The following is a 26,614-nucleotide window of genomic DNA, read 5'->3' as shown; positions in this document are numbered from 1 at the left end:
GTCTGACGGCAGGCCCAACCAATACACAAACGACAGGAAGGAAGGAGGAAGCACATGGCAGAGGGCGGTTCACATCGCGATGCACGTAGAAACAAAGTCTACAAGGCGATGAACCGCCCGCTGACCGTGTTAGGCGCGGAACGAAGACTGTTCTTCGTCGCCCTGATTACAGGTGGCGCCATCTTCTCCATGCTGCACTCCCTCATCGGTGGCATCGGGCTTTTCGTCGTAGGAGTCATCATCGCACGCATCGCCACGAAACACGATGTAGAAATCCTGCGCATTCTGTTCAACTCCACGAAATTCCGCAGACGCTACGACTCCATGAAGTGGGAGCCAACAGAGATCGTCATCAGGGGGCGTCGTGCTCAGGATTAGCAACATCACGAAGGACTGGAATGAAGCCGCTTCATTCGCCGAACAGCTTAACCTGTACGGCTTCTGGGACGAGCACTGCTTCCTGACCAAGACGGGAGATCTCGGCGCCGTCCTGAAGCTCAAAGGCATCGACTACGAAAGCCTCGATCATGCCGGACGCGACTACGTGGTCAAGCGGCTCGAAGCCGCTCTCCGCTCCCTTGACGAGCGGACGCGCCTCTATCAGATCCTGTTCAAACACAACCGCCCCGAGATTACTCATGCCGAGTATGACGATCCGCTTGTCCGATCCGCTGTAGAACAGCGCGCAGCCTTTCTCAAGGAGAAGTCCGACAGGCTGTATTCGATCGAGATCTATTGGGTGATCATGATCGACGGCAGCTACCGCAAGGCCGGTCTGCTGCATGCGCTGGCCCAGTTGCCGAAAGACCCGCGCTCGTCACTGCGCGACCTCCGCGCCCTCTTCTCAGGCGACAAGACGCGCACCCTGCTCTATGAGCAGATCGAGCGCGACAGAGAGCGGCTACAACAGAAAGTTCAAAGTTTGAGTGGGCAGCTTAACGATCTGACGAAGATCGAGCTGTCAGGGGCGGAGAAGACCTTCCGGTTCATCCGGCGTCTCGTAAACTTCCGCCCCTCCAAAATCGATGACGCTCCGCTTCGCGGCTCGCGTCATCTCGACTGGCAAGTCTGCGACTCGGAGCTGGAGGCGCATCGCGGGTACCTCCGCGTGGACGATAACTTTGTTCGCGTCCTCACGCTGAAGGAGATGCCCAGCGAGACTCGGCCCCTGCTATTGCAGGGTCTGTTCGACGTGCCGGCCAACTTCCATGTCGTCACCGAATGGCATCCCGTAGATAACGCGAAATCCCGCAAAGAGATTGCTTCCCGCCGCCGCCATCACCACAACTCGAAGACCAGCTTCGTCTCGAACCTTCAGGACCAGCAGAACACCAATCCGAAAGACCAGCTCGTCGACGACTCCAAAGAAGCCGCGGTCGCCGAGCTGGGTGGTGCCCTCACCTCGCTTGGCATGGAAGGCAAGAACTTCGGCGAGTTCACCTTCTCCGTCGTGGTCTACGACGAAGACCGCCTGAAGGTGGAACATGCCGTCGCGGAGTTTCAGAAGCTGTTCACGCAGCATGATGGCCTGCTCTACGAGGAACGCTACAACCTCCTCAATGCCTTCTTCGCCACCGTCCCCGGCAACCGGCAGTTCAACCTCCGCAAACAGTGGGCGCTCAACTCCAACTATGCCGACCTGTCTTTCCTCTTCTCGATCGATACAGGTTCAAAGTGGAACGCAGAGCTGAATCAAGAGTATCTGGCAGTCCTCGAATCCACCCACGGCACTCCCTACTACCTGAACCTGCACTATGGCGATGTTCCCCATGCGCTGATCACCGGAGCCACAGGCAGCGGTAAGTCCTTTCTTACCTCATTCCTGTTGCAGTCGGCACAGAAGTATCAGCCGCTGACCATTATCTTCGACCTCGGCGCCAGCTACGAGATGCTGACACGGACCTTCGGAGGAACCTATCTCAACGTCGGGTTGAAGACACCAGGGTTCAGCATCAATCCATTTTGTTTGGAGCCGACGCACGAGAATCTCAACTTCCTTTATCTCTTTCTCCAGGTCCTGATTGAATCTGGAGGACGCTACGAACTCACCACTGCGGACGAAAAAATGCTCTACGCTGCGCTGGAGCGTGTCTACAAACTCCCGCGCGAGATCAGGACGCTTACCAACTTCGCGTCCATCCTCGGGCCATTGGGAGAACGTCTCCACCGCTGGACCCGTGCCGGTCAGTTCGGCTATCTGTTCGACAACGTCGAGGACACGCTCACCTTCTCGCGCTTCCAGACCTTCAACTTCAGCGGCTGGGATAAGTACCCCGATGTCCTCGAACCGATGTTGTTCTACGTCCTGCAACGCGCTTCGTCGGAGATCGAGAAGCCGGAGAACGTCGGAATCTTCAAGCTCTTCGTCATCGACGAAGGATGGATCTTCTTCAAGAAGCGCATCATCCGCGACTGGATCACGAGGGCCGAGAAGACCTGGCGCAAGCTCAACGCGTCCATGATCCTCGCCACGCAATCCATGATGGAACTCAAGGACTCCGGGTTGCTCGAACTCGTGAACGAGTCCTGCCCCACCCGGATCTTCCTCGCCAACCCCGGTATCGACCGCAAGCTCTATGCCGAGACCTTCCAGTTGAAGGACACAGAACTGGAGTTGCTGGAGTCGCTCGTTCCCAAGCGTGACCTGCTCTTCAAGCAACCCCAGTATGCCAAAAAGCTCCGCCTCGCTGTCGATCCCCTCAGCTACTGGACAGCGACGAACACGCCTCGCGACAACATCCGCAAACAGGATTACTTCGCCCGCTTCGGGCCGGAGCAGGGCTTACTCCGGCTTGTCCAGGACTTTCCCAACCCACTCAACCAATAAGGAGACTTATGCACCGCTCGCCAATCTTCCCGCTCCTCCTCGGCCTTGCTGCCACCGTCGCGCACGGCCAGCAGACTACCGCCCGCATCGTCAAATACCACGCCAACGACATTGTGAATGTTCGCGGAAAGATGAGCTACACCACGCTCATTCAGCTTCCGCCCACAGAGAAGATTCTGAACGCCGCCACCGGCGACAAAGACTTCTGGATCGTCGATTGGGCTGGGAGCTACTGCTTTGTGCATCCGGCCAAGGCAGGCATCCATTCCAGCCTCGACCTGATTACCGACAAGGGTAGCGTCTACTCCTTCACCCTGGACGAAGCCGGGTCCGCCGATCCCGACCTGAAGGTTGTTATCGAGCCGTCCGACCAATCCTTGCTTGCCGCCGCCGGCAACGCTGGCAAACTCGTCTCTGCCTCCGAGGTGATTGCAGCGCAGGAACAGGCCCGGCTTGCTCAGACTCATGCAGTCACCGCCGTTGAACAATTCCGCGCCGACTATCCCATCAAGGCGTTGAAGTTCGACTACACCTACCACAACGAAAGCCCCTTCGATGTCTCCGCGATTTATCACGATGACAAGTTCACCTACATCAAGTCCTCGGCTTCGGAGAAGTTCTCCATCTACGAGCTGAAAGACAAGAAGCCTGATTTGATCACGTTCCAGTTGCAGGACGGCACCTACGTCATCCCGACGGTCGTCGATCACGGCTATCTCCAGATCGGCAAACACAAACTCAGCTTCGACCGGTCCGGAAAATAGGAGGCAATGTGCCAGAGGAAAAGCAGAATCCCGAAGTATCCGAGCTGCAGGCTGCACCTCAATCGCCAACCCCTCCGGCCCTGCGCGATAGGCGCGTACTGCCGGAGGGTGTCGTCCCCAAACAAGCGCAGGGTTACGTCGTTGCAGGACTCGCCGTGCTCATCCTGCTCGCCGTGATGTTCTCGAAAAACCACGCGAAGACCACGCCTGCCGCTCTCCCGAACGCCACGCCTTTCTCCAGCGATGCCAACGCCCGCAAGATTGCAGAGCTGGAGCAGAACCTGACCGCGGAGCAACGGCAAAGCCAACAGCAGGCCCAACAGCAAAAAGCGTCTGCTGGCACCACGACAGCTGGAACCCAGACTCCCACTCAAGTCGGTGGCACCGTCGCTCCTGCTACGCAGTCGCCGGCGCCAACTGTCACGGAGCCTCCCCGCGATCCCATCGCGGACGCGGAAAAGGCCATGGCTTTCAAAGCTCGCTTCGCTTCGAACCTCGTCTCCGCCGATGCTGGCACTTCGCGCCCATCGGCATCTCCAGCGGACTCCGCTGACGCGATCGCCCGTCCGGAGACAGACGCGGCCACGCCTGCTCCTCGTTCTGCGAACTCGCCGTCGCAGGCTTCTGCTACGCAGACCGCCGCTGAGACTAAGCGTGCTCCGGAGGTCAACCTCAACTCCGCGCATGGCCAACCCTTTGTCCTCTATGAAGGCACCACCATCGACACTGTTCTCACAAACAGGCTCGATGGAGAGTTTGCAGGTCCGGTCAAGGTTATGGTGTCGAACCCCATCTATAGCCATGACGGTCAGCATGTGCTTATCCCCGAAGGCAGTTTCCTTCTCGGCGGTACGCAGAAGGTTGCCGGCTTCGGTCAGAAGCGCCTTGCCGTTACCTTCCACCGCCTCATCATGCCCGATGGATACTCCGTCGATCTCGACCAGTTCCACGGTCTCGATCAGATCGGAGATACCGGGCTGAAGGATAAGACCAACAATCACTACCTCGAAATCTTCGGCACATCGATCGCACTCGGCGTGATTGCGGGTGCGGCAGAGGCCACGACCAACAGCGGCTACAACGAGACCGGCTCCGAAGCGTATCGCCAGGGTATCTCTTCGAGCCTCTCACAGTCGAGTGCCAACGTTCTCAACCGCTTCATCAATATCCCGCCGACGATAACGATCACCGAGGGACATCGCATCAAGGTCTACCTCACCCAGGACATGCTGCTGCCCGCTTATGAAAACCACGATATGCCGGGGGTCTTCTGATGCGTGCCGCCGTCATCCTTTGTCTCGGCTGCATGTTCGTGGTTGGCTGCGCCTCCCCCTCGCAGCCGCCGAAGCCCTCTCCCTATCGGTACTGGACCCCCGAACGCGTTTCCACGCGTTCTCCGTCCCGTCCCGTATCCATCCACCTGTAACTCCACGGAGGTTTCACCATGAAAGCAGTAAAAACTATTCTCTCCGCCTTCGGCTTGTTCGCCGCAATCGCGCTCGCGCCTGCGGCGCACGCGCAGTTCGGCTCAGGCATCGTGTACGACCCCACGCAGAGCGCCCATGCGATCTCACAACTCTCTCAAGGTGAACAACAACTCCAGAAGTGGGCGACCGAACTGCAGAACTGGGAGCAGCACCTCCAGAAGGAGGAGCAAATCTATGAGACCGCCTTCAAGACACTGAACCAACTCGAATCCACCTACAACCTTGCTCTCCAGATGTCGAAGATGCCGCAGAACCTCGCGGCCCGCTACAGATCGGACTTTGCTCAGTGGCAGACACTGGGAAACCCCAGCTTCGCAGCCTCCAGCAACTCCAGCCTGACCACAGCGTGGCTCAACGCACTCAACGTCGGCAGTCCCACACGCGCCATGTCTGCTTACGGCGGTGCTGTAACTCCGCTCCAGAGTTACAGCAATCTCTCCGGACTCGACGCAACGACCCAGGCCGCGGTCCAGACCCAATACACAAACTCCGAGATCGGTCAGTCGAACATCACCAACCTGTTGTCCACCGTTGGAACCATTCGCTCCGACGCTCTGAGCTTCCAGCAGAAGCTGGCCAACCTCGAATCCGATACCTACTCAACCGATCCCAGCCAACAGACCGAAGTCGGTGTGCTCGCCAAGATCAACGCAGCCACGATGCTCCAGATTCACGCCCAGCAGGATGCTAACCAGATCCTCGCTGCTGTTGCCGCGCAACAGGCGCTCGCCGCCAAGGAGCAGGTCGATGAGCGGAACCGCCTAATCAACCAGGCCATTTATTTCCAGCAGAACTTCTCCAACACCATGCAGAACGTGAGCAATGGCGTGAGCACGTCACTGCACGCAATCTCACTCAGCACTACAGCACAGTAAGCCGGAGGTCGTTCATGCAGGATAATCCGTTTACCTTTCTCGGCCAGGCCATCAGCCAGCTTCTGTCCTCGAACAGCGGGGCATTACAGGCAGCGGGACTCGATATGTTCCGCGGCCTGGCCGTCATTCTTATCGTCTGGTTTGGGATCAAATCCGCCCTGTCCGCTTCGCAGGGACAGGGCGGATTCCACTTCGGCAAGTTTGCCGACCTGATCCTGTTGATCTCGTTTGGCCTTGGAATGCTGACCTACTACTCGACGCCGATCCCCGGTGTCGGCTATAGCTTCAGCGACCTCGTCACCAAAGAGGCTCTCAGCATCTCCGGCCAGATCGAGTCCGACACCACGCAACAGATCGCTACCACGGTCACTACCGCCGAGCAACAACTCGGAGCGCCTCCGGGCAACTTCAACATCCTTGAAGACCTGGTGTATCTGATCCTCGCGCTCCTTCTGGCCGCGATGGAGGCTGTGTCCTTTGCTGTGATCGCTTACGGCTACGTCGCCGCCGCCGTATGCGTGCTGATCGGCCCGGTCTTCATCCCCTGGTTTGTGGTGCCGAAGATGGACTGGCTCTTCTGGGGATGGTTCAAGGCATTCATTGGCTTCAGCTTCTATCAGGTCATTGCCTCGGCCTTCATCTTCGTCTTCTCGAAGGTGCTGACCTCGATGTTCCAGGTCATCGGCACCCTCAGCCTCTCAAACGCCCTGATGAATCTGCCTGCGCTCTTCATCACCCTGATGGTCTGCATCTATGGCCTGGTCAAGATCCCCGAGTTGACCGGCGCCATTCTCAGCGGACGCAGTGGAACCTGGGTCAACCCGATGGGACGGTAATCATGACAGCTACAAACTACGCGATTCGAACCACCGATGCCGGACACAGGTTCCTGGAGTTATACGCCGAGCCTGTTGTCACCAACACTTATCTCAAGGTGGCGCTGCTCGTGCTCTCCGTCGTCACGCTCGCTTCGCTCACGCTCCTCTATCGCGCCGAGACCGCTGCCTTGCGGCTGAAGCCGCTCGTCATCGCGGTCTCGGAGGCGGGACGTGGGCAGGTCTCCAGCTACGCCGACTTCTCCAAAGTTCCTGTCGATCGCGTGAGCAAGTATTACCTCGCTCATTGGGCGGAACTTTACTACGGTCGCAATCACGCCACGTTGCAGCGTGACTTCCGCGAGTCGATGGACCTCTTTTCGGATGAGTTGCAGGGAGCTACGCTCCTGCGCGTCACCAGGGCAAAGACGCTGGAGACGTTCCTCCTCGATCCCAGCGCCCCGAACGTCGATGTCGAGATCAAGACCGTGGTCCTTGAGGATCTCCGTCAGGCGCCCTATCGCGCTCATATCGAATTCGAGAAGGTCTTCCGTTCGCCCGGCGATCAGGACGAACAACGCCGCGAACGCTGGACAGCGAACGTCGTCTTTGGCTTCCGCGACGAAGTCCCCAACAAGATGCTACTCACTAATCCTCTCGGTCTCGTTATCAGCTACGTCCATGAGGATCAGGCGTTCGGGAGCTAACGACCATGCGACCGAAGAAATCCATTCTGCTTTACTGCGCCGACCAGGAACTTCTCTCGACGATCTTGTTTGCGTTGCAGCTACACCCGTATCACGTTGTCGCAGTTCGCGACAGCGTAGAAGCTTCGCGCCTGGCAAGCGACCGAGAGGCCGCCTTCGTGTGTGGCGTTCTCGTCCATGCGCAACAAGCCGATCCAGCCGGCAGGATCATCCATCGCCTGCTGGAGTGCGGTTCTCAGATCCCTGTCCTGCTAGTAGATCGCGCTGGCGACCTTGCGCCGGTCCGTTACGCGGACATGGTTCTCTATGGCCGCAACACTACGATGGCCCACATCCTCGCAGGAATTCAGGTTCTCAGCCAGCATAGGCCCGGACCGAAGTCGAGGAGGGTTGCATGAGACGGCTCCTAGTGAGTGAATCCCCATCCGGTCTTTTGCCCGAGCCGTTCTCGGACACCCGTTCGGTGCTTATCCCGCGCCCAGCGGCACGGCGCGTCTCTGCTTTTACGGCTTTCAGAAAATCCTTTTGCAAAGAACGCAAAACCATTTTCCGAACCTTCCGTAAAAGACGCCGCTTGGCCTTGGGAGCAGGGCACCTTCACGTCGCTCCGCGCAGGGGTGACCCGAGCACGCTTCGGGCAAACCCAATACCGGAGGACATCCCAATGAATACCATCTCGCTTACCGGCTTCATCGCAAGCGTCCCCACCACCGCAGTCGCCGGCAACGACCTGACGTACACCAGCTTTCGGCTTCGCGTACATGCAGCTTATCTGAGCGAGGGAGACGATGCTTACGCCTACGTCGATGAACACACCATCATCTGCGTGGGGCAACTGACAGATATGCTCCGCATCCTTCCGCGCGACGAGGAGATCAACGTCAGCGGCGAGTTGCGGACGCGCATCCATGTCTACCGTATCGGGGAGCCGATTAACATCAATATCGCCTATCCCTTCTCAGAAGTGGTTGCGAATTCGATCACATGGCGCGACCTCACCTTCCGCAGGACGGCAGGAGAAGACACACTGATAGCTCTCTACAGACCAGACCCGCAATAGACAGGATTCGTGGAGAGGCTGCTCGTTCGCAGCCTCTCCATCTTTTTCATCAGCAGTTTCAAGAGGACATACGTGAGTGAGTTGATCTACATCGGCGGAGTATCTGGCGGCATTGACTCGCAGGCCGCTGCGCGGTTCATGCTGAACCGCTACGGCTCCGCTCGTGTCGTCCTCGTGAACTCGGACGCAGGCGGAAACGAACATCCTCTGACCATCGAGCACATCGACTGGTACTCCGAGCATGTCTGCCCCATCGAAAAGGTCAATGCAAAGGTCGGAGACTTCCGCACCGACGAGTGGTGCGAGAAGGAAGGTCTCGATCCTGATGCCAACCTCACCTTTCCTGAACTCGCGAGGATCAAAGGCCGCTTTCCATCCCGCAAGGCGCAGTTCTGCACGGAAGCGCTGAAGCTCGCGCCGATCCGGCGATGGATCGAGGAGCACTATCCGAACGGGAACTACGCGCGCTTCACTGGCGTTCGTCGCGACGAATCCCCGTCACGCTCCCAACGCGAATGGCAGGAGTGGGACGACTACTACGATTGCGAGCTCTACAACCCCGTCTTCGACTGGACCAAGCAGATGTGCTTCGACTACGTGAAGCACCACGGAGAGCAGATCAATCCGCTCTACACGCTCGGCTTCTCGCGTGTCGGCTGTGCCCCATGTATCAACTCCGGTAAAGACGACATCCTCAATTGGGCAACGCGCTTCCCCGAGATGATCGACAAGGTCCGTGCATGGGAACAGCAGGTAAGACGCACGTTCTTCGCACCGTGCGTCCCAGGCATGGAGATCAACTGGATCGACGAGGTAGTTGCGTGGGCAAAGACCGATCGAGGAGGCCGCCAAAACAATCTCTTCCGCATCCTGCCGCCGCCTTCCTGTGAATCGAGGTTTGGCCTATGCGAGTGACCGCCTTACTCTTCAGCCCCGGCGCAGTTGTGCATGGCGAGTACGTAGAGCGACCTTCCGATCGTACCCGCTTGCAGCGGGTCGAACGGATACTCGAAGCCGCACTCAAGGCAACAGAGCGCATGCTGCGACTCTGTGATTTCCTTTCGCACTACGTCCGTGGGCAGCTTGTCATCTTCGATGAATCGCATGCCCGCAGCCTATCACGGGAAGGTGCTGCATGATTCATTACCATGGCACCCCCATCACTCCTGACTCAGCCGCTGCCCAGATTCTCATGCGCCGCCATGCAATGGTCTCGTTCGCCCATCCGGAGCAAATCGATCTCGTAGCGGACGCTTGTCAGTCCTTCGCTCTCGACAACGGAGCGTTCTCGGCCTGGCGTGGGGGCAGACCGATCACGGACTGGGGGCGGTTTTATGAGTGGGTCGCCGTTTGGCAACGGCATCCTGGCTTCGATTGGTTCCTGATTCCCGATGTGATCGACGGGAGCGAAGAGCAGAACGACGCTCTGGTCTTCGACGCCGCGCTTTCCCAACATGGAGTGCCTGTCTGGCACCTCCACGAGTCGCTCGGCAGAATAGAACGACTCATAGGACGCGGCTTCGCACGTATCGCAATCGGCAGTTCCGGCGAATTCGCACGGATCGGCACACCCGCCTGGTGGAGGCGTATGGCCGAAGCCATGTCTGCCTTCTGCGACGAGCAAGGCAGGCCACGCACCAGGTTGCATGGCCTGCGTATGCTCGATCCCTACGTTTTCGCATCCTTCCCATTCTCCAGCGCCGACAGCACCAACATCGCTCGCAATATCGGCCTCGACGGGAGATGGACTGGGAGCTATGCGCCTGCGACCAAAGGAGGTCGCGGCGCCGTCCTGGCAGAACGAATCGAGATGAACAATTCGACCGCACGGTGGAGCGGACTCGCATACAGCGAGTCGCTCCCGCTGCTCTTTTCAGATAGCCATGCAGGGGAGTCTGCATGAGATACCTCTCCGTTTGCTCCGGGATCGAGGCTGTCTCAATCGCGTGGCAGCCATTGGGATGGCAGCCCGCGATGTTCGCCGAGATCGATCCTTTCTGTGCATGGCTGTTGCGCTCGCGCTATGGCGCATCGCGTCCGCAGCACATGCCCAATCCGAACGATGCCCCCAATCGGAAGGAGGCGAAGCAGCGCGCGGCAGCCATCCGCAACGTGGTTGCTCTCCCTGCCGATGGCGCGATTGTGAACGCCGGAGATTTTACGAAGATAGGAGCGGATGATGCTGGAGCAATCGACCTTCTGGCCGGAGGAACACCTTGCCAGTCTTTCTCCGTCGCCGGTAAGCGAGCAGGACTGGATGACCCGCGTGGCAACCTCACCATCGAGTTTGCTCGGCTTGCTGGCAGACTCCGCCCCTTATGGCTGGTGTGGGAGAACGTCCCCGGAGTCCTGTCGATCGACGACGGACGGACGTTTGGAGCCTTCCTCGGGATGCTGGTCCAACTCGGGTATGGGATCGCCTACCGAGTTCTGGACGCTCAGCATTTTGGAGTTCCCCAGCGACGGCGTCGCGTCTTCGTTGTCGGACATCTTGGAGACTGGCGAGGTCCCGCAGCGGTACTACTTGAGCGCCACAGCCTGTCGGGGTATCCTCCGCCGCGCCGTGAAACGAGGAAAGACGTTGCCCCCACCCTTAGCGCGCGCGCTCATGGCGGTGGCGGACCGGGAACAGACTTCGACCTCAGCGGCGGCCTAATTCCCAGCACCGGAGACACCTCTCATTGCCTCAATGCGGGCGGCATGGGAAGGCAGGACTTTGAAACCGAAACTCTCATCACGCACGCGCTCTCAGCCGATGGCTTCGACGCGAGCGAGGACGGCACCGGGCGTGGAACGCCCATGGTGCCTGTAGCGATCTGCACCGCGCATACCCAATCAAACGGTAGCGGCTTTTCCGATGATGTCGCACACACTCTTGAGAATGGCGGCGCTCAGGCTGTCGCCTTTGCGCAAAACACGCGAGATGAAGTTCGGCTACACGGTGGCGACGGCAACACTGTCGGTGCTCTTGCAGCTCAGCGCGGAGCGAAGCAGCAATCCTACATTGCCTTTTCCGCGAAAGATTATGGCGCCGACGCAGATAACATTGCACCGACGCTGCGTGGCATGGGGCATGATCGGAGCCATGCCAATGGTGGCGGCCAGGTAGCGATCGCCTTCGCACAGAACCAGGATGGAGATGTCCTCAGCGGCGATGTGATGCAGTCGCTTGGCACCAACTCCAATGCCACCGGACGCAACGCGCCGACGATTGCGTTCACGCTCCACGGTAGCGATGGCACCGCAAGTGTCGCCTCATCCACTGAAACCGCAGGAAGCCTCCGGACCCGCGCTCCTGGAAGCATCGAGAACAGCTCTACGACCGCCGTGCTCCAGGAACAGTCCGTCTCCTGGTCTGGAGAACTCACTGCATCGACTGATGTAGCGGGAACCCTTCAGCGTGGCGGGGAGGGCGGACGCGTCGATGGCGTTATGACGCCTCAGATGGCCGTGCGGCGATTGACTCCACGCGAGTGCGAGCGGTTACAGGGATTCCCCGCCGATTACACCCTGGTCGAGTATCGCGGAAAGATGGCAGCCGATGGCCCTCGCTACAAAGCGCTCGGCAACTCGATGGCTGTTCCAGTCATGCACTGGATCGGGAGACGGATTGCAGCAGTCGATCAGGTCCTCCGTGACCGGCCCGGCGACGAGAGGATCCCATGAGCACAGGGCTCTCCTCTATGGACAGGCAGGCACACACCTCCCAATCACGGATGAGGCACGAGCTTCTTCTTGTCCTTGATCTCTTAGAGTTCATGCTCTGCATCTCGCCCTCCCCCACGATCTCTCTCTTCAGGTCCATCGCATGGCAGGGTGCGGAGGGCGGCGGAGAGAATCACTCGGTGCGGTTGACCCACTCTCTGCTTTTGCAGCCTGGCTTGGTGGCGAGCAGACGCAGCACCACTGGTTCTTGGTTGCATCGGCGTCCTGAACGCGATGAAGCCCTTCAAACGAGTGTTTCCGTAGTGTGCCATTTCTCCCGTATTTCCCCTGCTCACCCTCGGTCACTCGCTCGGTGCTTATCCCGCGCCCTGCGGCACGGCGCGGCTCTGCTTTTACGGCTTTCAGAAAATCTTTTCGGCAAATCTCCGCACAGAACGCGGACGAAAAGATTTTCCGAACCTTCCGCAAAAGCGCCGCTTGGCACTTGGGAGCGGGGCACCTCCCGTCGCTTCGCGCAAGAGTGTCCCGAGGGCAATCCGGGCAAATACAAACAAGGAGAAACACAATGGCACTCTACGAAAACAAAATCACTCTGAAGGGCTTCGTCGGCAAGGACGCCGAGAGCTTCGCAACCAAGAACCAGCGGACCCTCGTGGTCTTCTCGCTCGCCACCAAGTCAGGCTACAAAAACAAGCAGACGAACGAGTGGGTCAACCGCACCGAATGGCATCGCATCGTCGCCTTCGGCAAGCCAGCCGATGACGCGAAGCCTCTGAAGAAGGGTGACTACGTCGAGGTTGAGGGCGAGATGCAGAGCAGCCCGCGCGAAATCGATGGTGTCAAGGACAAGAAGAAGACCAAGATCAAGATCCGCGATTGGGAGGTGCGTGCCAGCAAGGTCGATAAGCTGGCCAAGCCTGAGAGCTCACGCGACGAGAACCTCGACGCCGAGCCGGTCACGGAGGACGACGCGGCTTAGGCCGCGTTGTCCTCCCTCGGGAGGTGCAACCATGAATCTCTTCGAGAATGCCATCAAGTTACGCGGCTTCCTCGCAGAGGACGCCAAAGTACCACCTTCGGACGGGATCACAGAGGACGCATTCAGCGTCCTCTTCCTGGCCCTGATGTCCGGCACATGGGACATCGCTACCAACGAGTGGGCTCCACGCACTACCGTTCATCGGGTCGTCTGCCCCGGCCCGTGGTTTTGCGGCTTCACCCGCGGCATGAAGCGTGGCGATTATGTCGAGGTCGAAGGCGAACTCTACATCCACGACTATGACCGCCCAGTGGTTGTCGAGGGTGAACGCTCCACCGCGAAGCGTTACGTCAGCGAGATCCGCGCGATTCAGGTTCGCAAACTGGATCGCCCTCTGCTGGTCATCGATACAGGCGAGGACGGCTAACGCCGTCCGCCCTCTTTCGCGGAGAGGCTGACGCCTCTCCGCTTTTCTTCTGACAGTGCCGCTCTGTTATCGCGGCGGAAAGGAATCCGATGTTCGCCAATGCTGTATTTGTCGCCACGCTAATCTTTCTCGCTCTCGGGTTCTGGTTGAGCGCGGAGCTGCGCTTCCTCACCCCCTGGCGCAGCTTCATCCTTCATCACGATCTCCAGAGCATCGCACTTTACTGCGCTCTGCTCTTCGCCAACATCCTCGGCGTCACCATCTGGATCGAACGCAAGTTCTTCCTCCGGGATGCCGGTCGCAAGCTCCGGCACCTCGATCAGGAGATTCAAACCGGACAGAGTGAACTCTCCGAAGAAATACTTTCTCGCTTCGGCGGATCAGAGGAGGAACAGTAACTATGCCCAGCGAAGACCAATATATGGAACGCACGCCTGATCTCGTCGGCAAGATCCGTGCGATGCGCGAGGTCGCCGACAAGCAGATGAACCGCTTCACGCGCGTGGCCGACTACGACGTTCGTCGTGTCGTCGGCCAACTTCCGAAGGCTCCGCCGGTCTCTGACGAGACCGTTTTGCCTTCTCCCCCGGCGAACCGCCAGAAGAAGTCATCCACGAAATCTGCGAACACCCAGACAGCGATCGACTTCACGCCTGCTCCTGCGGAGCGCGGCGATGACGGGGAGGCCGCATGAGAATCGACATCCCCCAGGAACCGCCCCGTCGTCGCGATGGCGACGAACGCGTTGCTCCACAGCCCGGCGAACGGTCCGTCTCCCGCAAGGTCCCTGACAACCCGATCCTCCATCGCCTGAAGTCTCTGGAGGTGAAGGATGCAGACTCTCGCCGCACCCGTCCGCATGCGAAGCGCCCGCGCGACGCGGGTGCGCGAGATGCTCCGCGTGACCGTCGCCGTCCTGAGCCCTCCGCCGATCCTCGGCGTCCGTCTCGGACAGCGAGTAATATCGTCGGACTTGAATTGCGTCCGGAAGAGAAACAACTCCTGACCGAGGCAGGGCGCTTTCGCGTCGTCCGCGTCGCGGACCTCCGCGAGACGCTTTACAACGGAAAATCACGTCCTCTTGAGAATGACCTTCGGTATCTCCGAGACAAAGGTCTCGTCGAAACCTCTCAGGTCAATCTGCGCCGCGACGGGCGCCGGCGCACGATTGAGCGCGTCGAGGTGGTCACCCTCACTCAGGACGGTCGCCGCTTCCTCCTCAAGCAGGGCGACCTACCGAAAGACCAGAGGCTCTATGCCGGACTGGTAAAACCTCGCGAGGTCGAACACGACTCCCAGATTTATCGTGCGTACCAGAAGGAGTCAGAGAAGATCGCGGACAAGGGCGGCACGAATCTGCGAGTCAAGCTCGACTTCGAGATCAAGTCCCAGGTCCAGAAGGCGATCTACGCCGAGCGCAAGGCCGATCCCAAACGCGACATGGCCGAGATCAAGCGCGAGGTCGCCGAACGCCTGGAGCTGCCCTTGGTTGATGGAAAAATTCAGATTCCTGATGCTCGGATCGAATATGACCTGCCACGCGATCCAGAACAGAACGTAGAAGCAGACGATCGATCGCGTACAGGCCATGAAGATATCGAGGTCCTGACCGCGGCATACCATGCCGGTCATCTCCGCTCGAAAGCACAGGCGGGTTTCCGCAACTACGCCTCATCTGCCGACCGCGCCACCATCACCTCAAAGATCGAAGACGAACACTATCCCATGCGAGACATCCTGGAGCTATGACGATGGAATACGATGCGATCTCATCTCTCGAAGCCATCGGCTATCTTGAACGCGAAGCAACGTTCCTCTATCTGGTTGCGGTTCACTCCGGCTACTTCCTGCGCCGACAGTACAACCGCTTCGCCGGTCGGGACCGTGGGACGGTCCTTGACCGGCTGCTCCGCAAAGCGGATCGCCGGAATCACATTCAGGTGATCGAGTGCGGCAGGGGCTGGCATATCTATCACCTGAAGTCGAAGACCCTCTATGCCGCCCTTGAACGGCCACACTCTCAGAATCGCCGCATCAAGGGTGACGCGCATATCAAGTCGCGGCTCATGGTGCTGGACTTCGTCCTCGCACACCTGAGCGCGAACATGCTCGTTGAAGAAGTCAACAAAGTTGACTTCTTCACCACGCAGTGCGGTGTCCGTACCGAACTCCTGCCCCGGAGCTATGCCGGGCGCCTGATGTATTTCTCGGATGGGTTCCCCATCCTCGTCTCGAACGTTGGCGTTCCACGCTTCACGTTCTTCGATGAGGGGCAGGCGACGACAACGCGCTTCGAGCGTTACCTCAAACAATATCAGCCGTTGTTTGCTGCTCTCGGGGAGTTCGAGTTGATCTTCGTCGCTGACTCGGAGAGCAATTCTGCGCGAGCTAAGGTCACCTTCAATCGCTTCCTGCCTGCCGACCGCCTGCGCGGTGTCACTCCCGTGACACCGCTCGGCGTCGATCACTTCCTCGAATTCCTGGCTGTTCGCCAGCAATCCGAGGTCGGCGGACGTGGCGTCTTATCGAGCGACCTTAAGACTCTGCGTGAAGGCGAAGTTCTTTACACCTCGCTGGAGCACCAGGCTCTCTACGCTGCTTGGAAGTCCGGAAGCACCACAGTGGAGAAGGTCCGTCAAAGATTTCTCCAGACTTCGATGCGTGTGACCTTCTCCACTGTGGTCCTCCCGTATCGCTATCCCTTAGAACCTGCCCGTCCTGAACCTCTATCCGACGAGGACGACGATACCCATCACCATATCCACCACGATACCCATGTGAAGGATGATAAGTGACTATAACCCAACGATTTGCGCCAGTATGTGGGGTCAGGGAGGGGTATGTGCCGGGGGTGGGAGCGACCCCGCCCTCCGGGCTGCCGCGTCGGCTGACGCCGCGCTGGTCGCTCCCACCCCCGGCCTGCCGTTGACCAAAGTCGGTACCAGATCGAGTCCAGAGTCGGTACTCCATCCGGTCCAGACACGGTACCTGAGTTGGCCAAAGTGAGTACCTAAACCTGACCAAAGTCGGTACCGAGTTAGTCCCAGTGTTGTACATCGCGAGGTCGCATCTGCGGCCAGAGAGGAACCATAGATGAGTAAGTTCAAGATCGAGCATGGCGCCAGTAAGGTTCGGCTCGTCCTCCTGAAGACCAACATCGAGGACAGCATCTCGAATGACATCGACCTGATGTGCGAGTGGTCCGATAACGAACGCAAGTACATCATCAATGAGCTTTTGCGCTTCGCTCTGACACAGGAAGAGGACTTCCTCAAGTACAAGGCCAGCCGGTCTCCGAGTCCCGCGCGTCCTTCCACCGAGACTAAGGCCGCTACCTCACCGGTCAAGCCTGCAACTGAGCCGGTCCGTAAACCTGACTCGATTCCAGCCAACAGCACAACTCACGCGTAAAAGGAGACGCCGCCAACATGCGTCTGAGAGCCCCGCTTCAACAGCTTGTTCGTCCCCTGGTCGAGTACCGCATCCTTCTGTCGCTCGGACTTAGCGCGACCTGCGGGATCATCCTCAATAGTCTGTATCCAATCAATCAGACAGACCCTTTGCTGCGGTTGGTCTCGCTCGAACGGCCATCCATCTACCTCGGTCTGGTATGGAGCTACGACCTGTTTCTCTACAGCACGCCATTCCTGATCTTCTCCATGCTTTTCTCCCTGGTTTATGTCCACATCTATAGGAAGCAACTGGAACAGGGTGTGGGTTCTCTGCCTCCGTATCCCGATCCACGTACCAGAGACGAGCTGCAACTGGTACTCGGAGAGGTACACCGTCAACTCGTTCCACGGCCCAGTCCGACCCCGCGATGGCTCTCCATCCCCGAACGAGGTCTCTATACCGGAATTGCGTCGTTCGGCTCTATCGGCTCCGGTAAGACCTTGGGATTGATCCTCCCGGCGATGCGTCAGCTATTCGCTTATCGCGCCAACGATCCGGAACAGAAACTCTCGGGCATCGTCCTTGAGGTGAAGGGGGATCTCTGCCGGCAGGCACAACGCATTCTAAAGTCGTGCGGACGAGAAAACGACTATGACGACATCTCGCTCGACGGTGATCTTCGGTATAACCCGCTGAACAATACTCTCGATGCCTACGCGCAGGCGTTCAATATCGCCTCCATCATTACTTCGATATGGGGCAAGGGCAAGGAGCCGTTCTGGCAGCAGTCCTACACGGACCTTGTCCGGTACGTGATCCTGCTCCATCGCATTCGGGACGGATACCTGACTATGGTCGATATCTTCCGTACTGTCATCAGCGCCGGGCGCCTCGAAGAACTCATGATCGAAGTTGGAACCCGCTTCAGCATGACGAGCTACATCGGTCTAGACAAAGATGCGTACCGAGAGCACGAGGGACTTCTGTCCCCGCTGGGGTTTGAATGGCGCGAAGATGAGGGGCTTTATCTGGTCGCATGGACCGAGACCCTGGAACAATTGCTGGTGCAGCATACATCTGCGGAATTTGCTGTGTATACGCGGAGACCGTCCCAGGCAGAGCAGCGTGACCAGTTCGACAGCGTCCAGTATTGGTACTGGGAACACTGGAAGTTCTTTCGCTCCGAGGTCAAGACCTCGATCGTGCAGGGTATCGTGGTCTTTCTGTCCCTCTTCGAGACCGATGCGAAGGTCCGTCGCGTGTTCTGTCCGCCAAAGGAGCTGTACGAGGGTAAGCCCTGTCCCTCTGATCCAACAGGGCGCGTACTGCCGCCGTTCGATGAACTGATCGAGACCGGGAGAGTCGTCGGCCTGAACTTCCCCGTAGCCCTCAATCCTGCCCTCGCCAAGACCATCGGAACCATGATGAAGATTGACTATCAGCGGGCCGTCCAATTGCGAATACCGGTCATGGATGCTCACCCTGAAAGACACTTCCGAGCCACCGTCTTCCTCTGTGACGAGTACCAGAACTTCGCCACGGTAGGTGGTGACAACCCTACGGGGGATGAACGATTTTTGTCGATCTCCCGGCAGCCAAAGTGCATCCCCATTGTCGCCACGCAAAGCGTGTCCAGTCTGAATGACGCGCTGCCGAATGAGGGTGTCAAGACGCTGCTGCAGGCATTCCGGACGAAGGTGTTTCTGACCACCACCGATCCCGAGACGGCCCGGTATGCATCCGAGTTGTGCGGCAAGGCAGACCGGACACGGATTAGTTACACCGTCTCCGAGTCGAGTACGAATGCCAATGTCGGTCTGCTGAGCGGACGCACCTCGTCGAGCAAAGGTTCCGTGTCCGCCTCCAAGCAGTACCAGAAACATAAGGAGCCGCTCTTCGAAGAGAAGGTCTTCTTCGATCTCAACAATATGCAGTCTGTAGTCGTCGCGTTCGATGGCATCACTCCTCTGCCACCGACCTACTGCTATCTTAAGCCTGACTTCCTGCCTGCGACGATGAGCTGGTTCGAACAGGAACAGATCGGCTTCGATCCAAAGAGGGTCCCGGCATGAAGGCGGTGGAAATGACGGGCAGTGGAAAGCACGGAAAACGATCGAGCCGTTTTCCACCCTTCCCACTGCCCTTGGAAATCGCGTTGCGATTCCCACATTACCGCCGCCACGACCACAACGATGACTTGCATTCCAGACATTCAACCGACGAGGGAGATCAACGATGAGCTTCGACGTGATTATTCCGTTTCTTAAACCTATAGAGCATCTTCTTTCTAGCAGGACCATCTCCGAGATCATGGTGAATCCTGACGGCTCCGTCTGGATAGAGGAGAAGGGCCGCATCGTGTTTCAGCCGGACATCCAATTTGAAGATGGCGCACTTCTGACGAGCCTCGAAGTGATCGCCAACCGCTTCGGCAAGAAACTCGATGCCGACTCGCCAATCCTGAATCTGCGATTGCCGGACGGGAGCCGTATGGCTGCGCTCATCCCACCAGTGGTCAATCCTCAGCCCATGATAACGATACGAAAGTTCACCAGCCGTGGGTTCACAATGGACGACCTGATCGAACGCAGGATGGTCACCGCGGAGCAGGGAGGGCATTTATCGGACGCGATACGCCGAGGGGATAACCTACTAATTTCCGGTGGGACGGGCGCCGGTAAGACCACCTTGACGAATGTCATCGCGGGTTTCATCCCGGACAACGACCGCATCCTGATCCTGGAAGATGTAGCCGAACTCTATATAAGGAAGCAGCACGTCATCTCTGCTGAGGCCCAGCTCGATACTCACAAGAGCCAAATTGGCTTCGCCGACCTGTTGAAGGCAGCTCTTCGCCATAGGCCGGACCGGATCATTGTGGGGGAGATTCGCGGACCGGAGGCGCGGGTCTTCCTTGACGCTTTGAACACAGGTCATCGTGGTTCGCTCTCGACGATCCACGCCAACAGCGCCGGAGATGCGTTGCGCCGTCTGGCGCAACTTGCAATGCGCGGCTCAGGCGGCGTCCCATTACATGACATCGAAGACGAATGCAGACGATCCATTGATGTCATCGCGCATGTAATGAACGAGGACGGATGGCGACACGTCACGGAGATACGACGACTGGGCGAGGTCAGACAGGACTTGTGAGCCCCCCCCCCAAAAAAACTGCGACTACGGTTGTCCGGGCACGACCCATCCCTGGTCCGTCAGTTGCAGACCAGTCGTCTCATTTACCTTCGACGCACCGGCCAGTGTAGTCCTGATATCGCCGAATACTCGCTGTATCTCGGGTCGCTCTGCCCACGGTGCGATGTTCAGCACCTTATAGGTGTAGGTGACCTCAGCCTGTTTCGATCCGGCAGTCGTCTGAGGCGCGGACGACGTGACCACCGCGTCGACCGCCTTCTCGCCATAGCAGAAACTGCCGGTCTTCCCGAACACGCCCGGCAGCTCCTGGAAATAGGTCTTGCCCTGATCGCTGACCTCATACCGCTTGACCGGGTGCTGCGTCGCGCCCCCGAGGATTCCCGGTGAGACGGCAGTAGCATCCGAGGAATACACCAAACCAGCCTGCTCCAGGGCCGCCATTTGTGGGCCAGTTCCAGACTGGTCCTTCAGTGTGGATGCCGAAATGTCCACCGGGAATGGCCGACCGATCGAAGCGCAGAGCTTACCGTGTTTCGCGAGGTACGCGTCGATGGCTTTCGCGAAGTTCTCGTTACTTGGCTTATCGCTGCTCTTACAAGCAGTGAGAAATAAGCAAGCCAATAGACAGGCTCGAAACGCATTTCTCATGATGTGTCCTCCAGGGTTTGTTGATGTTACACGGTCCGGGCGAGTCCCTTACCGTTCAGTTGATCTCAATTTTGAGGGCGGTTAGTTGACGGAAGAGTTCATCGATCAACTCCTTGATCTCTCCGTGTCTCTGATCCCGTCGCATGAACAGTAACGTCTCGATGCCGAGGTAGCGGTCCGTGAGCGGCTTGAATACGGTTCCCGCATGGGACATTCGCGACGCAGAACGAGGAAGCAGGGCGACCCCGAATCCATGACTCACGAATTCAAACGCGTGCGATGCGGCCCTCACCTCTCGGAAGATCGGTCTGACTCCGAGACTGCGCATGTATTTCGCGACCTGGATGTAGAACTGTGGCTGCGACGACCGCGGCATCCAAAATATCGTTTCCCCATGAAGGTCCTGAACCGTCACGCCGGTACTCTGCGCTAACCGATGGTTTCTCGACAGGCAGACGGAGAATCCCTCTCGTCCCAGTCTTTGCACCCAGAGGTCTCGGTCAGAGATCGGACCAACACCCAACGCCGCGTGGAGGCGCCCCCGAAGGACATCCTCGATCAGCTCCGGAGTGTTTGCCGTTTGCAGCACGATGTTCGACGGCTCATCGGATGGAGCCACGTTGACCGGACTAAGCCCATTCAGGAGTGGCAGGAACGCGCTGTGGGTGTACGGGGAATACCCTATACGGTACGGGCCGATCTCGATCTGTCCCTGAAACCTGGCAAGCTCCCACGCTCGTTCTGCGTGGCTAAGGGAAAGAGAGGATTCCTGAACGAAGAGTCTGCCTGCTGTGGTCAGCTCCACGTTACGAGTGGTTCTGGCGAATAGCTTTACTCCTATGCTCCTCTCGATCGAGGACACTCTTCTCGTGAGTGATGGTGCCGCGACGCCGAGTTTCTTAGAGGCCCGAAGGAAGCTGCCTTCTTGCGCGATCACGACAATCAGTATGTTGACTTCAATGGGATTTCTGCTCTGCATGCAAACCTGCCTTTGAACAATAGGATTGAGTAACCAAAAAGTTGAAGACGAGCTATCCAAAGCAACTGCGACGTACCTGATTTGAAACGGAATGCATTTCTACCCAGATGAAAGTCGCCATCGGAGGGAGTCACATCTTCGGCGTACTCAGGTACGCTCTACGTTCCCATACAAAGGCGGCATGGTCTGCTTGACCGCGCTCAGACAAGCTCACCGATATCCGGCGGCCTGAAGTTCGAACAGTTGCGCGTACTCGCCGTCCGCGGCGAGCAATTCCTCGTGGCTCCCTTGTTCCCGAATCATCCCTCCTTCCAGCACCAAAATTCGGTCTGCGATCCTGACCGTGGAAAACCGATGGGAGATGAGCAGGGCGATCTTCCCCGTCATCATCTCCGCAAAATCGTGAAAGAGCGCCGCCTCGGCACGAGCATCGATCGCCGCTGTCGGCTCATCCAGAACGACAACAGCCGCATCCCTCATGTACGCGCGCGCCAGAGCAAGCTTCTGCCATTGCCCTCCCGATAACTCCATCCCTTCATCAAACCGCTTACCGAGAATTTGATCGTAGCGCCTCGGAAGGTTCTCAATTACGGACGCCGCACGAGCCTCTTTCGCCGCGCGAGCGATGCTATCGAGATCGCTGAGTCTGTCGATATTGCCGAAACCGATGTTGTCCTTGACGGACAGGTCGTAATGAACAAAATCCTGAAAGACAGCCGTCACGGCGCCCCGAAGATCCTCGGGTGCAAACTCCCGCAGGTCTGTGCCATCAATCAATATTTGACCTTCGGTCGGATCGTAGAGCCGGGTCAGCAACTTGATCACTGTGGTTTTTCCCGCTCCATTCTCTCCAACCAGAGCGATCCGCTCGCCGGGTGCGATCCGGAACGATACATCCCGCAGGGCCCACTTCGAAGAACCGGCGTATGCGAAGGAGACGTGGCGGAACTCGATGCCCGATTGAATTGAAACCGGAAACACTTTTGGGTCTCTTGGTCTTTGAATTCTGGACGTCTCGCCGAACAGTTCAAAGACGTCACCGAGATACATCAACTGATCCAGCGTCCGTGAGATGCCCGAAAAGAGTCCAGAGAGCTGACTCTTCGTGCGCTGGAGTATCCCCGACAGAAAGACCAAACGCCCTATCGACAATCCACCATGAGCGGCCCTGTATAAGAGGACGCCATAAGCTGCGTAGTAGACGGCAGTGCCCAGGCCCATGAGAGCGACGCCGATATACATTTGCTTTCCGGACAACTCAGCATCTTCGCGGTTGTACTTCTCGCCGATTGAACGATACTGCTCCCTGATGTGTCCGCCCAGCCTGAATAACTTGAGCTCCTTGGCAACAGCAGAGCTGGTGCCGAGGATCAACAGGTATTCCATGAGGCGACGCACAGCGGTCCTGCTTCGGTTAAGCGTGTACCGGTACTTCGCGAAGTAGCTCTCAGCGAACACTACGGGGAACACTCCGATTAGCTGAATGGCAATCAGGCCAGGAGCCAGCACGAACGCGCTGGCGATCATCCCGACTACCCCCACGGTCTGCTGGCCGATCTGTAACAGAGTTCGAAGCAAGGCAACCTGCGACGATGCCTGCGTCCTTGCCCGTTCCAGACGATCCTGAAACGCCGGGCTCTCGAAGTTCTCAAGATCGAGGTCCGCGCAATGTTGCATCAGACGGAGATTGAGGTGCAACGAAAAGCGATCACTGATGAGAGTGTCGCAATGAGAGCTACAACGAGAGATGAGGTCGTTCGCGACGACGAGACCTGCTTCGAGCGCCAGCAAAAGCCATAGCTTGTGCAAGCTGCCGCCGTATCGTTGCACGCGATTGATGCTATCGAGGATTGCTCCCGCGACCGCCAGGAGAGCCACTGGCAACGGGGCACCAAGCATTCTCAGCGGCACAATCAGAATCGTGAGCACGGGACTGCTCTGCCACACCTCTCTTGCAAGCTTCGGCAGCTTGCGAAGCAGAGACATGTTCTGCACCCGGCTTGGTGATAGAACTGGCATTGATTTCAACACCATCCCTCGTTCATCTGCACACAACTGTATAAGCGTTCGAACACCTGTCACCATGACCAGATGGCATGGCCAAATGGCCATAGACCTTCCACAAAAAAGTGTGAAAGGAATTTGCTCTCTTATGCGCATCCAATTTTGGCCGCGTTGCAGTTGCCCCAAATAGCTGCTGTTCGACATCGCCTTACAACGCGGTTTTACCTGTAAATTCGCCTGTTCCGTGGACATAAGTCCGCCGAGCATATCCATCATTTGCGACATTCCCCATATCGCGATAACTGCGCCTAGCACAGATTGAAACGTACCGCTATGGCCGGTTGGCCGGCCACAAGGGCGGACCAAATGGACAGGCCAAATGGACATGGCGCAGACCATGGACATGAGCGCATGATCCTTTCACCTGAATCGACGTCCCCCTCTCCCAGGAGTTCCCGCCCGTCGCATTCGAAAGGATAGGCAGTCGCCATGAGTGAACAGATTTCCAGATCAACACGCCTAATCAACACCCCGGATGGTGCCGTCGTCATGGAGATCAAGAGCGGCCTGATGTTCACCTCTGATCCAGTGGGCGGGAGAATTCTCGAACTTCTCAAGCAGTCCGTTCCTGAAGACCAGATCATTGCGACCATCAGCCGAGAATGCGAGGTCTTTCCCGAAATCGTCCGACCTGATCTCGCGAACTTCATGGCGCAGCTGCGTTCCTACGGAATCGTCGAATCGGAAATGCCCTCGGTTTAGAAAGGACCCGGAAATGGAGATGTCTCGTAGCTTCCTTAGCAATCCAGAGTCTTCGGCGGAACCCATACGGGATATGATCCTGCTTCCCGCAACAGAGGAGAACACTCCGTTGCATCTTGCAGGATCGGGCGGACGAGCCGTTCTGCTGTTTGTTCTGGGTATCGACTGCGGAAGTTGCAAACAACTCGCCCGGTCTCTTTCAGAGCTTCGTTACGAGTATTCCCCCGAAATCGAGTTTGTTGGGATCTGCATTCAGAACGCATGTGAAGAGGGATTGGCAGAGTTCGCGGACGAAACACACACCAGCTTTCCGCTCAGGCATTGCACGAACCGTGACCTTTGCAATGCCCTCAGCATTCCACGCTCGACATGGCTTTACTTTCCGACGCTCATCGCCATCGATAGCCAACAGCAGTTGCGCGGGGTCTTCACTGGCCAACACCAGTTGTTCAACGACACGGCGATAAACCTTCGGATGCTTCTCGACGAGTTGTCCCCCGTCGTCAGGTCCGTGTCCGAAAGAGTCGAGGCGACTCTATGAATGCCGTCGCGCGCAGCTCGCTTGCGTTGGCCGAGGTCGCTCGGCAGGATGGCCCTCGCTTGTTCGAGCAAGCGGCGGATGAGCCAATTGATTCTTCCAGGCTGCACTACTACGCTCGCTACTTCGGCGATCCTCAAGCTCGGCTGTTCTGGCGTGAACGGCGCCTCTGGCTGGGTGTCCTGGCCCCACATGCCGAATTCGTCACCAACTTACTGCATTCTCACGTCCTTGATGACCTGTTCGCACAACGCTTACTTTTCGGATTGGACCGCCGTCCTTCGTCAGTGCCTGGGTTCGATGCCGTCTACGAACTCGATTCCACCCCGCGGATTACTTACTGGCATGAGTGGTCTCCAAAGATGTGGCGTGCGGCGAGCCTTCGTCTCATCGAGTTGTTTGTCCGACTCGCCGAGCACGACCTCACCCTGCGGAACCCGCACCCATGGACACTGCTGTTCGACGGACGACAGTTTTCGTATGCCAATCCCGCCTCCATCGTGCGCCTCGACTCTCAAACCTTTGCGCGGAGTTATGAAAAGCTCGCCAGCTTCTTCATTCGCCCATTACTGCTCGTGGAGCATGGTTGTGAGCACACGGCGAGAAGGCTGTGCGAGGATCTTCGAGAAGGCGTGTCGCAAAGGGACATCGAACATCTTGAGTCTGCATGGACCGAATGGAACCCCGATGGCGCAGAGAGCAGTGTTATACCATTCCTCGAACAAGCGGCAGCGGAGATCGAGTCCCTCGCCTTGTCGGCGCCCGCTAACCGTTGGATCGACTACTTTGCGACGGACTGCGACTTGGGCATCGGAACATCCTGGGCTCGCAAGCAGGAAGTTCTGACGTCGATTCTCGAGCGAGAGAAAATTAGCAGTGTGCTCGATCTGGGTGCGAATACAGGTCATTATGCACGTCAAGCCGCACAACAGGGTCGTGAGGTCATAGCCGCCGATTTCGATCCTGCTCTTGTAGACGTCGCCTACACCAACACACAAGAGAGTGATCTGTCGCTTTACCCGGTGGTCCTTGACTTCACTCTTCCCACGCCGGGGCGGGGAGTCAACCATCGCTGGTTCCCTCCAGCGACAGAACGTCTAAAGTCCGATCTTGTGCTGTGCTTCGCCTTGGCGCACCACATGGTCTTCGGCAAGTACCGTTTGGACTTTGAAGAGATCGCAAGCGGTGTAAAGAGCTTCTCCAGCGGACGGGCACTCGTAGAATATGTCGGTCGCGAACGCGTCCAGCCAGCGGAATGGCGCCCTGACGCAGACTCCTGGTACTCCCCAGAGGAATTCGCAAGCGCCTTGGGTCGTCATTTTCCGCATGTAGACATACTGACCCCGGCGAAGGATGGACGCAGGCTGCTTGTGTGCGGGCCAAGAGGGGGTGCAGTGTGACACAGACATACAAAGCTACCCTATTGATTCTCAATGAATTTGGCCGAGTGGCCGTTCGGAGGTCCCCCGCTGGCTGGTCGCTGCCTGAAGTCGATGTATCGCCCGGTCGAGTTGGCATTATGTTGTCGCG

Annotated in this window: 28 protein-coding genes; 24 read left to right on the top strand and 4 right to left on the bottom strand. The window is 58.0% G+C overall.

Annotation, left to right across the window (positions count from 1 at the left end; translation table 11 throughout):
* Nucleotides 1-54: 54 nt before the first annotated feature.
* The 10 genes from GSQ82_RS04835 to GSQ82_RS04790 all read left to right on the top strand — a co-directional run bounded on the left by GSQ82_RS04835 (nucleotide 55) and on the right by GSQ82_RS04790 (nucleotide 9,450).
* On the top strand, nucleotides 55-378 hold the full coding sequence (locus GSQ82_RS04835) for a VirB3 family type IV secretion system protein (protein ID WP_158790872.1): 324 nt from the start codon (nucleotides 55-57) through the stop codon (nucleotides 376-378).
* Nucleotides 365-2,827, top strand: a complete 2,463-nt coding sequence (locus GSQ82_RS04830) for a VirB4 family type IV secretion system protein (protein WP_158790871.1) — start codon at nucleotides 365-367, stop codon at nucleotides 2,825-2,827. The genes GSQ82_RS04835 and GSQ82_RS04830 overlap by 14 nt, the downstream gene beginning before the upstream one ends.
* An 8-nt stretch (nucleotides 2,828-2,835) precedes the next feature.
* Nucleotides 2,836-3,591, top strand: coding sequence for a TrbG/VirB9 family P-type conjugative transfer protein (locus tag GSQ82_RS04825; RefSeq protein ID WP_158790870.1), 756 nt, complete (start codon nucleotides 2,836-2,838; stop codon nucleotides 3,589-3,591).
* Nucleotides 3,592-3,599: 8 nt separating this feature from the next.
* A complete protein-coding gene (locus tag GSQ82_RS04820) occupies nucleotides 3,600-4,865 on the top strand; it encodes a TrbI/VirB10 family protein (protein ID WP_158790869.1) in 1,266 nt (421 codons plus the stop codon).
* A gap of 170 nt (nucleotides 4,866-5,035) precedes the next feature.
* Nucleotides 5,036-5,953, top strand: coding sequence for a hypothetical protein (locus GSQ82_RS04815; protein ID WP_158790868.1), 918 nt, complete (start codon nucleotides 5,036-5,038; stop codon nucleotides 5,951-5,953).
* Nucleotides 5,954-5,967: 14 nt separating this feature from the next.
* Complete coding sequence (locus tag GSQ82_RS04810; RefSeq protein WP_050061916.1) at nucleotides 5,968-6,789, top strand: type IV secretion system protein; 822 nt, start codon at nucleotides 5,968-5,970, stop codon at nucleotides 6,787-6,789.
* 2 nt (nucleotides 6,790-6,791) lie between these two features.
* The gene (locus GSQ82_RS04805; RefSeq protein WP_158790867.1) at nucleotides 6,792-7,475 is read left to right on the top strand and encodes a VirB8/TrbF family protein; all 684 of its coding nucleotides are present in this window, start codon (nucleotides 6,792-6,794) and stop codon (nucleotides 7,473-7,475) included.
* 5 nt (nucleotides 7,476-7,480) lie between these two features.
* The gene (locus GSQ82_RS04800; RefSeq protein ID WP_158790866.1) at nucleotides 7,481-7,873 is read left to right on the top strand and encodes a hypothetical protein; all 393 of its coding nucleotides are present in this window, start codon (nucleotides 7,481-7,483) and stop codon (nucleotides 7,871-7,873) included.
* A 266-nt stretch (nucleotides 7,874-8,139) separates the two neighbouring features.
* Nucleotides 8,140-8,535: a hypothetical protein gene (locus GSQ82_RS04795; protein ID WP_158790865.1), complete on the top strand. Its 396-nt coding sequence runs from the start codon at nucleotides 8,140-8,142 to the stop codon at nucleotides 8,533-8,535.
* 72 nt (nucleotides 8,536-8,607) lie between these two features.
* Nucleotides 8,608-9,450, top strand: coding sequence for a phosphoadenosine phosphosulfate reductase family protein (locus GSQ82_RS04790; RefSeq protein ID WP_158790864.1), 843 nt, complete (start codon nucleotides 8,608-8,610; stop codon nucleotides 9,448-9,450).
* A 5-nt stretch (nucleotides 9,451-9,455) separates the two neighbouring features.
* Here the strand turns inward: GSQ82_RS04790 and GSQ82_RS04785 are convergent, their stop codons facing one another.
* Nucleotides 9,456-9,641, bottom strand: coding sequence for a hypothetical protein (locus tag GSQ82_RS04785; protein ID WP_158790863.1), 186 nt, complete (start codon nucleotides 9,639-9,641; stop codon nucleotides 9,456-9,458).
* Nucleotides 9,642-9,670: 29 nt separating this feature from the next.
* Between GSQ82_RS04785 and GSQ82_RS04780 the strand changes: the two genes are divergently transcribed.
* The 11 genes from GSQ82_RS04780 (at nucleotide 9,671) to GSQ82_RS04725 (ending at nucleotide 20,153) form a co-directional block, all read left to right on the top strand.
* A complete protein-coding gene (locus GSQ82_RS04780; RefSeq protein WP_158790862.1) occupies nucleotides 9,671-10,438 on the top strand; it encodes a hypothetical protein in 768 nt (255 codons plus the stop codon).
* Nucleotides 10,435-12,201: a DNA cytosine methyltransferase gene (gene dcm, locus GSQ82_RS24685; RefSeq protein WP_216847018.1), complete on the top strand. Its 1,767-nt coding sequence runs from the start codon at nucleotides 10,435-10,437 to the stop codon at nucleotides 12,199-12,201. The genes GSQ82_RS04780 and dcm overlap by 4 nt, the downstream gene beginning before the upstream one ends.
* A gap of 565 nt (nucleotides 12,202-12,766) precedes the next feature.
* Nucleotides 12,767-13,180 (top strand): single-stranded DNA-binding protein, encoded by a 414-nt coding sequence (locus tag GSQ82_RS04765; protein WP_158790861.1) that lies wholly within the window; start codon nucleotides 12,767-12,769, stop codon nucleotides 13,178-13,180.
* 31 nt (nucleotides 13,181-13,211) lie between these two features.
* Complete coding sequence (locus GSQ82_RS04760) at nucleotides 13,212-13,607, top strand: hypothetical protein (RefSeq protein WP_158790860.1); 396 nt, start codon at nucleotides 13,212-13,214, stop codon at nucleotides 13,605-13,607.
* A gap of 89 nt (nucleotides 13,608-13,696) precedes the next feature.
* On the top strand, nucleotides 13,697-14,005 hold the full coding sequence (locus tag GSQ82_RS04755; RefSeq protein ID WP_158790859.1) for a hypothetical protein: 309 nt from the start codon (nucleotides 13,697-13,699) through the stop codon (nucleotides 14,003-14,005).
* 2 nt (nucleotides 14,006-14,007) lie between these two features.
* Nucleotides 14,008-14,301 (top strand): hypothetical protein, encoded by a 294-nt coding sequence (locus GSQ82_RS04750; protein WP_158790858.1) that lies wholly within the window; start codon nucleotides 14,008-14,010, stop codon nucleotides 14,299-14,301.
* Nucleotides 14,298-15,356: a hypothetical protein gene (locus GSQ82_RS04745; RefSeq protein ID WP_158790857.1), complete on the top strand. Its 1,059-nt coding sequence runs from the start codon at nucleotides 14,298-14,300 to the stop codon at nucleotides 15,354-15,356. The genes GSQ82_RS04750 and GSQ82_RS04745 overlap by 4 nt, the downstream gene beginning before the upstream one ends.
* Nucleotides 15,357-15,358: 2 nt before the next feature.
* Entirely contained in the window at nucleotides 15,359-16,402 is a 1,044-nt protein-coding gene (locus GSQ82_RS04740) for a hypothetical protein (protein ID WP_158790856.1), read from the top strand.
* Between the two features lie 298 nt (nucleotides 16,403-16,700).
* Nucleotides 16,701-17,018 (top strand): hypothetical protein, encoded by a 318-nt coding sequence (locus GSQ82_RS04735; protein WP_158790855.1) that lies wholly within the window; start codon nucleotides 16,701-16,703, stop codon nucleotides 17,016-17,018.
* 17 nt (nucleotides 17,019-17,035) lie between these two features.
* Nucleotides 17,036-19,072, top strand: coding sequence for a type IV secretory system conjugative DNA transfer family protein (locus tag GSQ82_RS04730; RefSeq protein ID WP_158790854.1), 2,037 nt, complete (start codon nucleotides 17,036-17,038; stop codon nucleotides 19,070-19,072).
* 163 nt (nucleotides 19,073-19,235) lie between these two features.
* Nucleotides 19,236-20,153: a CpaF family protein gene (locus GSQ82_RS04725; protein ID WP_158790853.1), complete on the top strand. Its 918-nt coding sequence runs from the start codon at nucleotides 19,236-19,238 to the stop codon at nucleotides 20,151-20,153.
* A 24-nt stretch (nucleotides 20,154-20,177) separates the two neighbouring features.
* Here the strand turns inward: GSQ82_RS04725 and GSQ82_RS04720 are convergent, their stop codons facing one another.
* From GSQ82_RS04720 to GSQ82_RS04710, 3 genes are all read right to left on the bottom strand, one after another.
* Nucleotides 20,178-20,801, bottom strand: coding sequence for a hypothetical protein (locus GSQ82_RS04720; RefSeq protein ID WP_158790852.1), 624 nt, complete (start codon nucleotides 20,799-20,801; stop codon nucleotides 20,178-20,180).
* A gap of 55 nt (nucleotides 20,802-20,856) precedes the next feature.
* Entirely contained in the window at nucleotides 20,857-21,780 is a 924-nt protein-coding gene (locus tag GSQ82_RS04715; RefSeq protein ID WP_158790851.1) for a LysR family transcriptional regulator, read from the bottom strand.
* Nucleotides 21,781-21,990: 210 nt separating this feature from the next.
* Nucleotides 21,991-24,069: an ABC transporter ATP-binding protein gene (locus tag GSQ82_RS04710; RefSeq protein WP_158790850.1), complete on the bottom strand. Its 2,079-nt coding sequence runs from the start codon at nucleotides 24,067-24,069 to the stop codon at nucleotides 21,991-21,993.
* Nucleotides 24,070-24,273: 204 nt separating this feature from the next.
* Here GSQ82_RS04710 and GSQ82_RS04705 point away from each other — a divergent pair, with 204 nt between their 5' ends.
* From GSQ82_RS04705 to GSQ82_RS04695, 3 genes are all read left to right on the top strand, one after another.
* Nucleotides 24,274-24,546, top strand: coding sequence for a PqqD family protein (locus GSQ82_RS04705; protein WP_158790849.1), 273 nt, complete (start codon nucleotides 24,274-24,276; stop codon nucleotides 24,544-24,546).
* 73 nt (nucleotides 24,547-24,619) lie between these two features.
* On the top strand, nucleotides 24,620-25,087 hold the full coding sequence (locus tag GSQ82_RS04700; RefSeq protein WP_216847017.1) for a redoxin family protein: 468 nt from the start codon (nucleotides 24,620-24,622) through the stop codon (nucleotides 25,085-25,087).
* Nucleotides 25,084-26,484, top strand: coding sequence for a class I SAM-dependent methyltransferase (locus GSQ82_RS04695; protein ID WP_158790847.1), 1,401 nt, complete (start codon nucleotides 25,084-25,086; stop codon nucleotides 26,482-26,484). Before GSQ82_RS04700 ends, GSQ82_RS04695 begins: the two co-directional genes overlap by 4 nt.
* Nucleotides 26,485-26,614 lie beyond the last annotated feature (130 nt).

Source organism: Granulicella sp. L60 (genome assembly GCF_009765825.1).
Classification (GTDB): Bacteria; Acidobacteriota; Terriglobia; order Terriglobales; family Acidobacteriaceae; genus Edaphobacter.
This window is presented reverse-complemented; position numbering and strand designations above follow the sequence as displayed.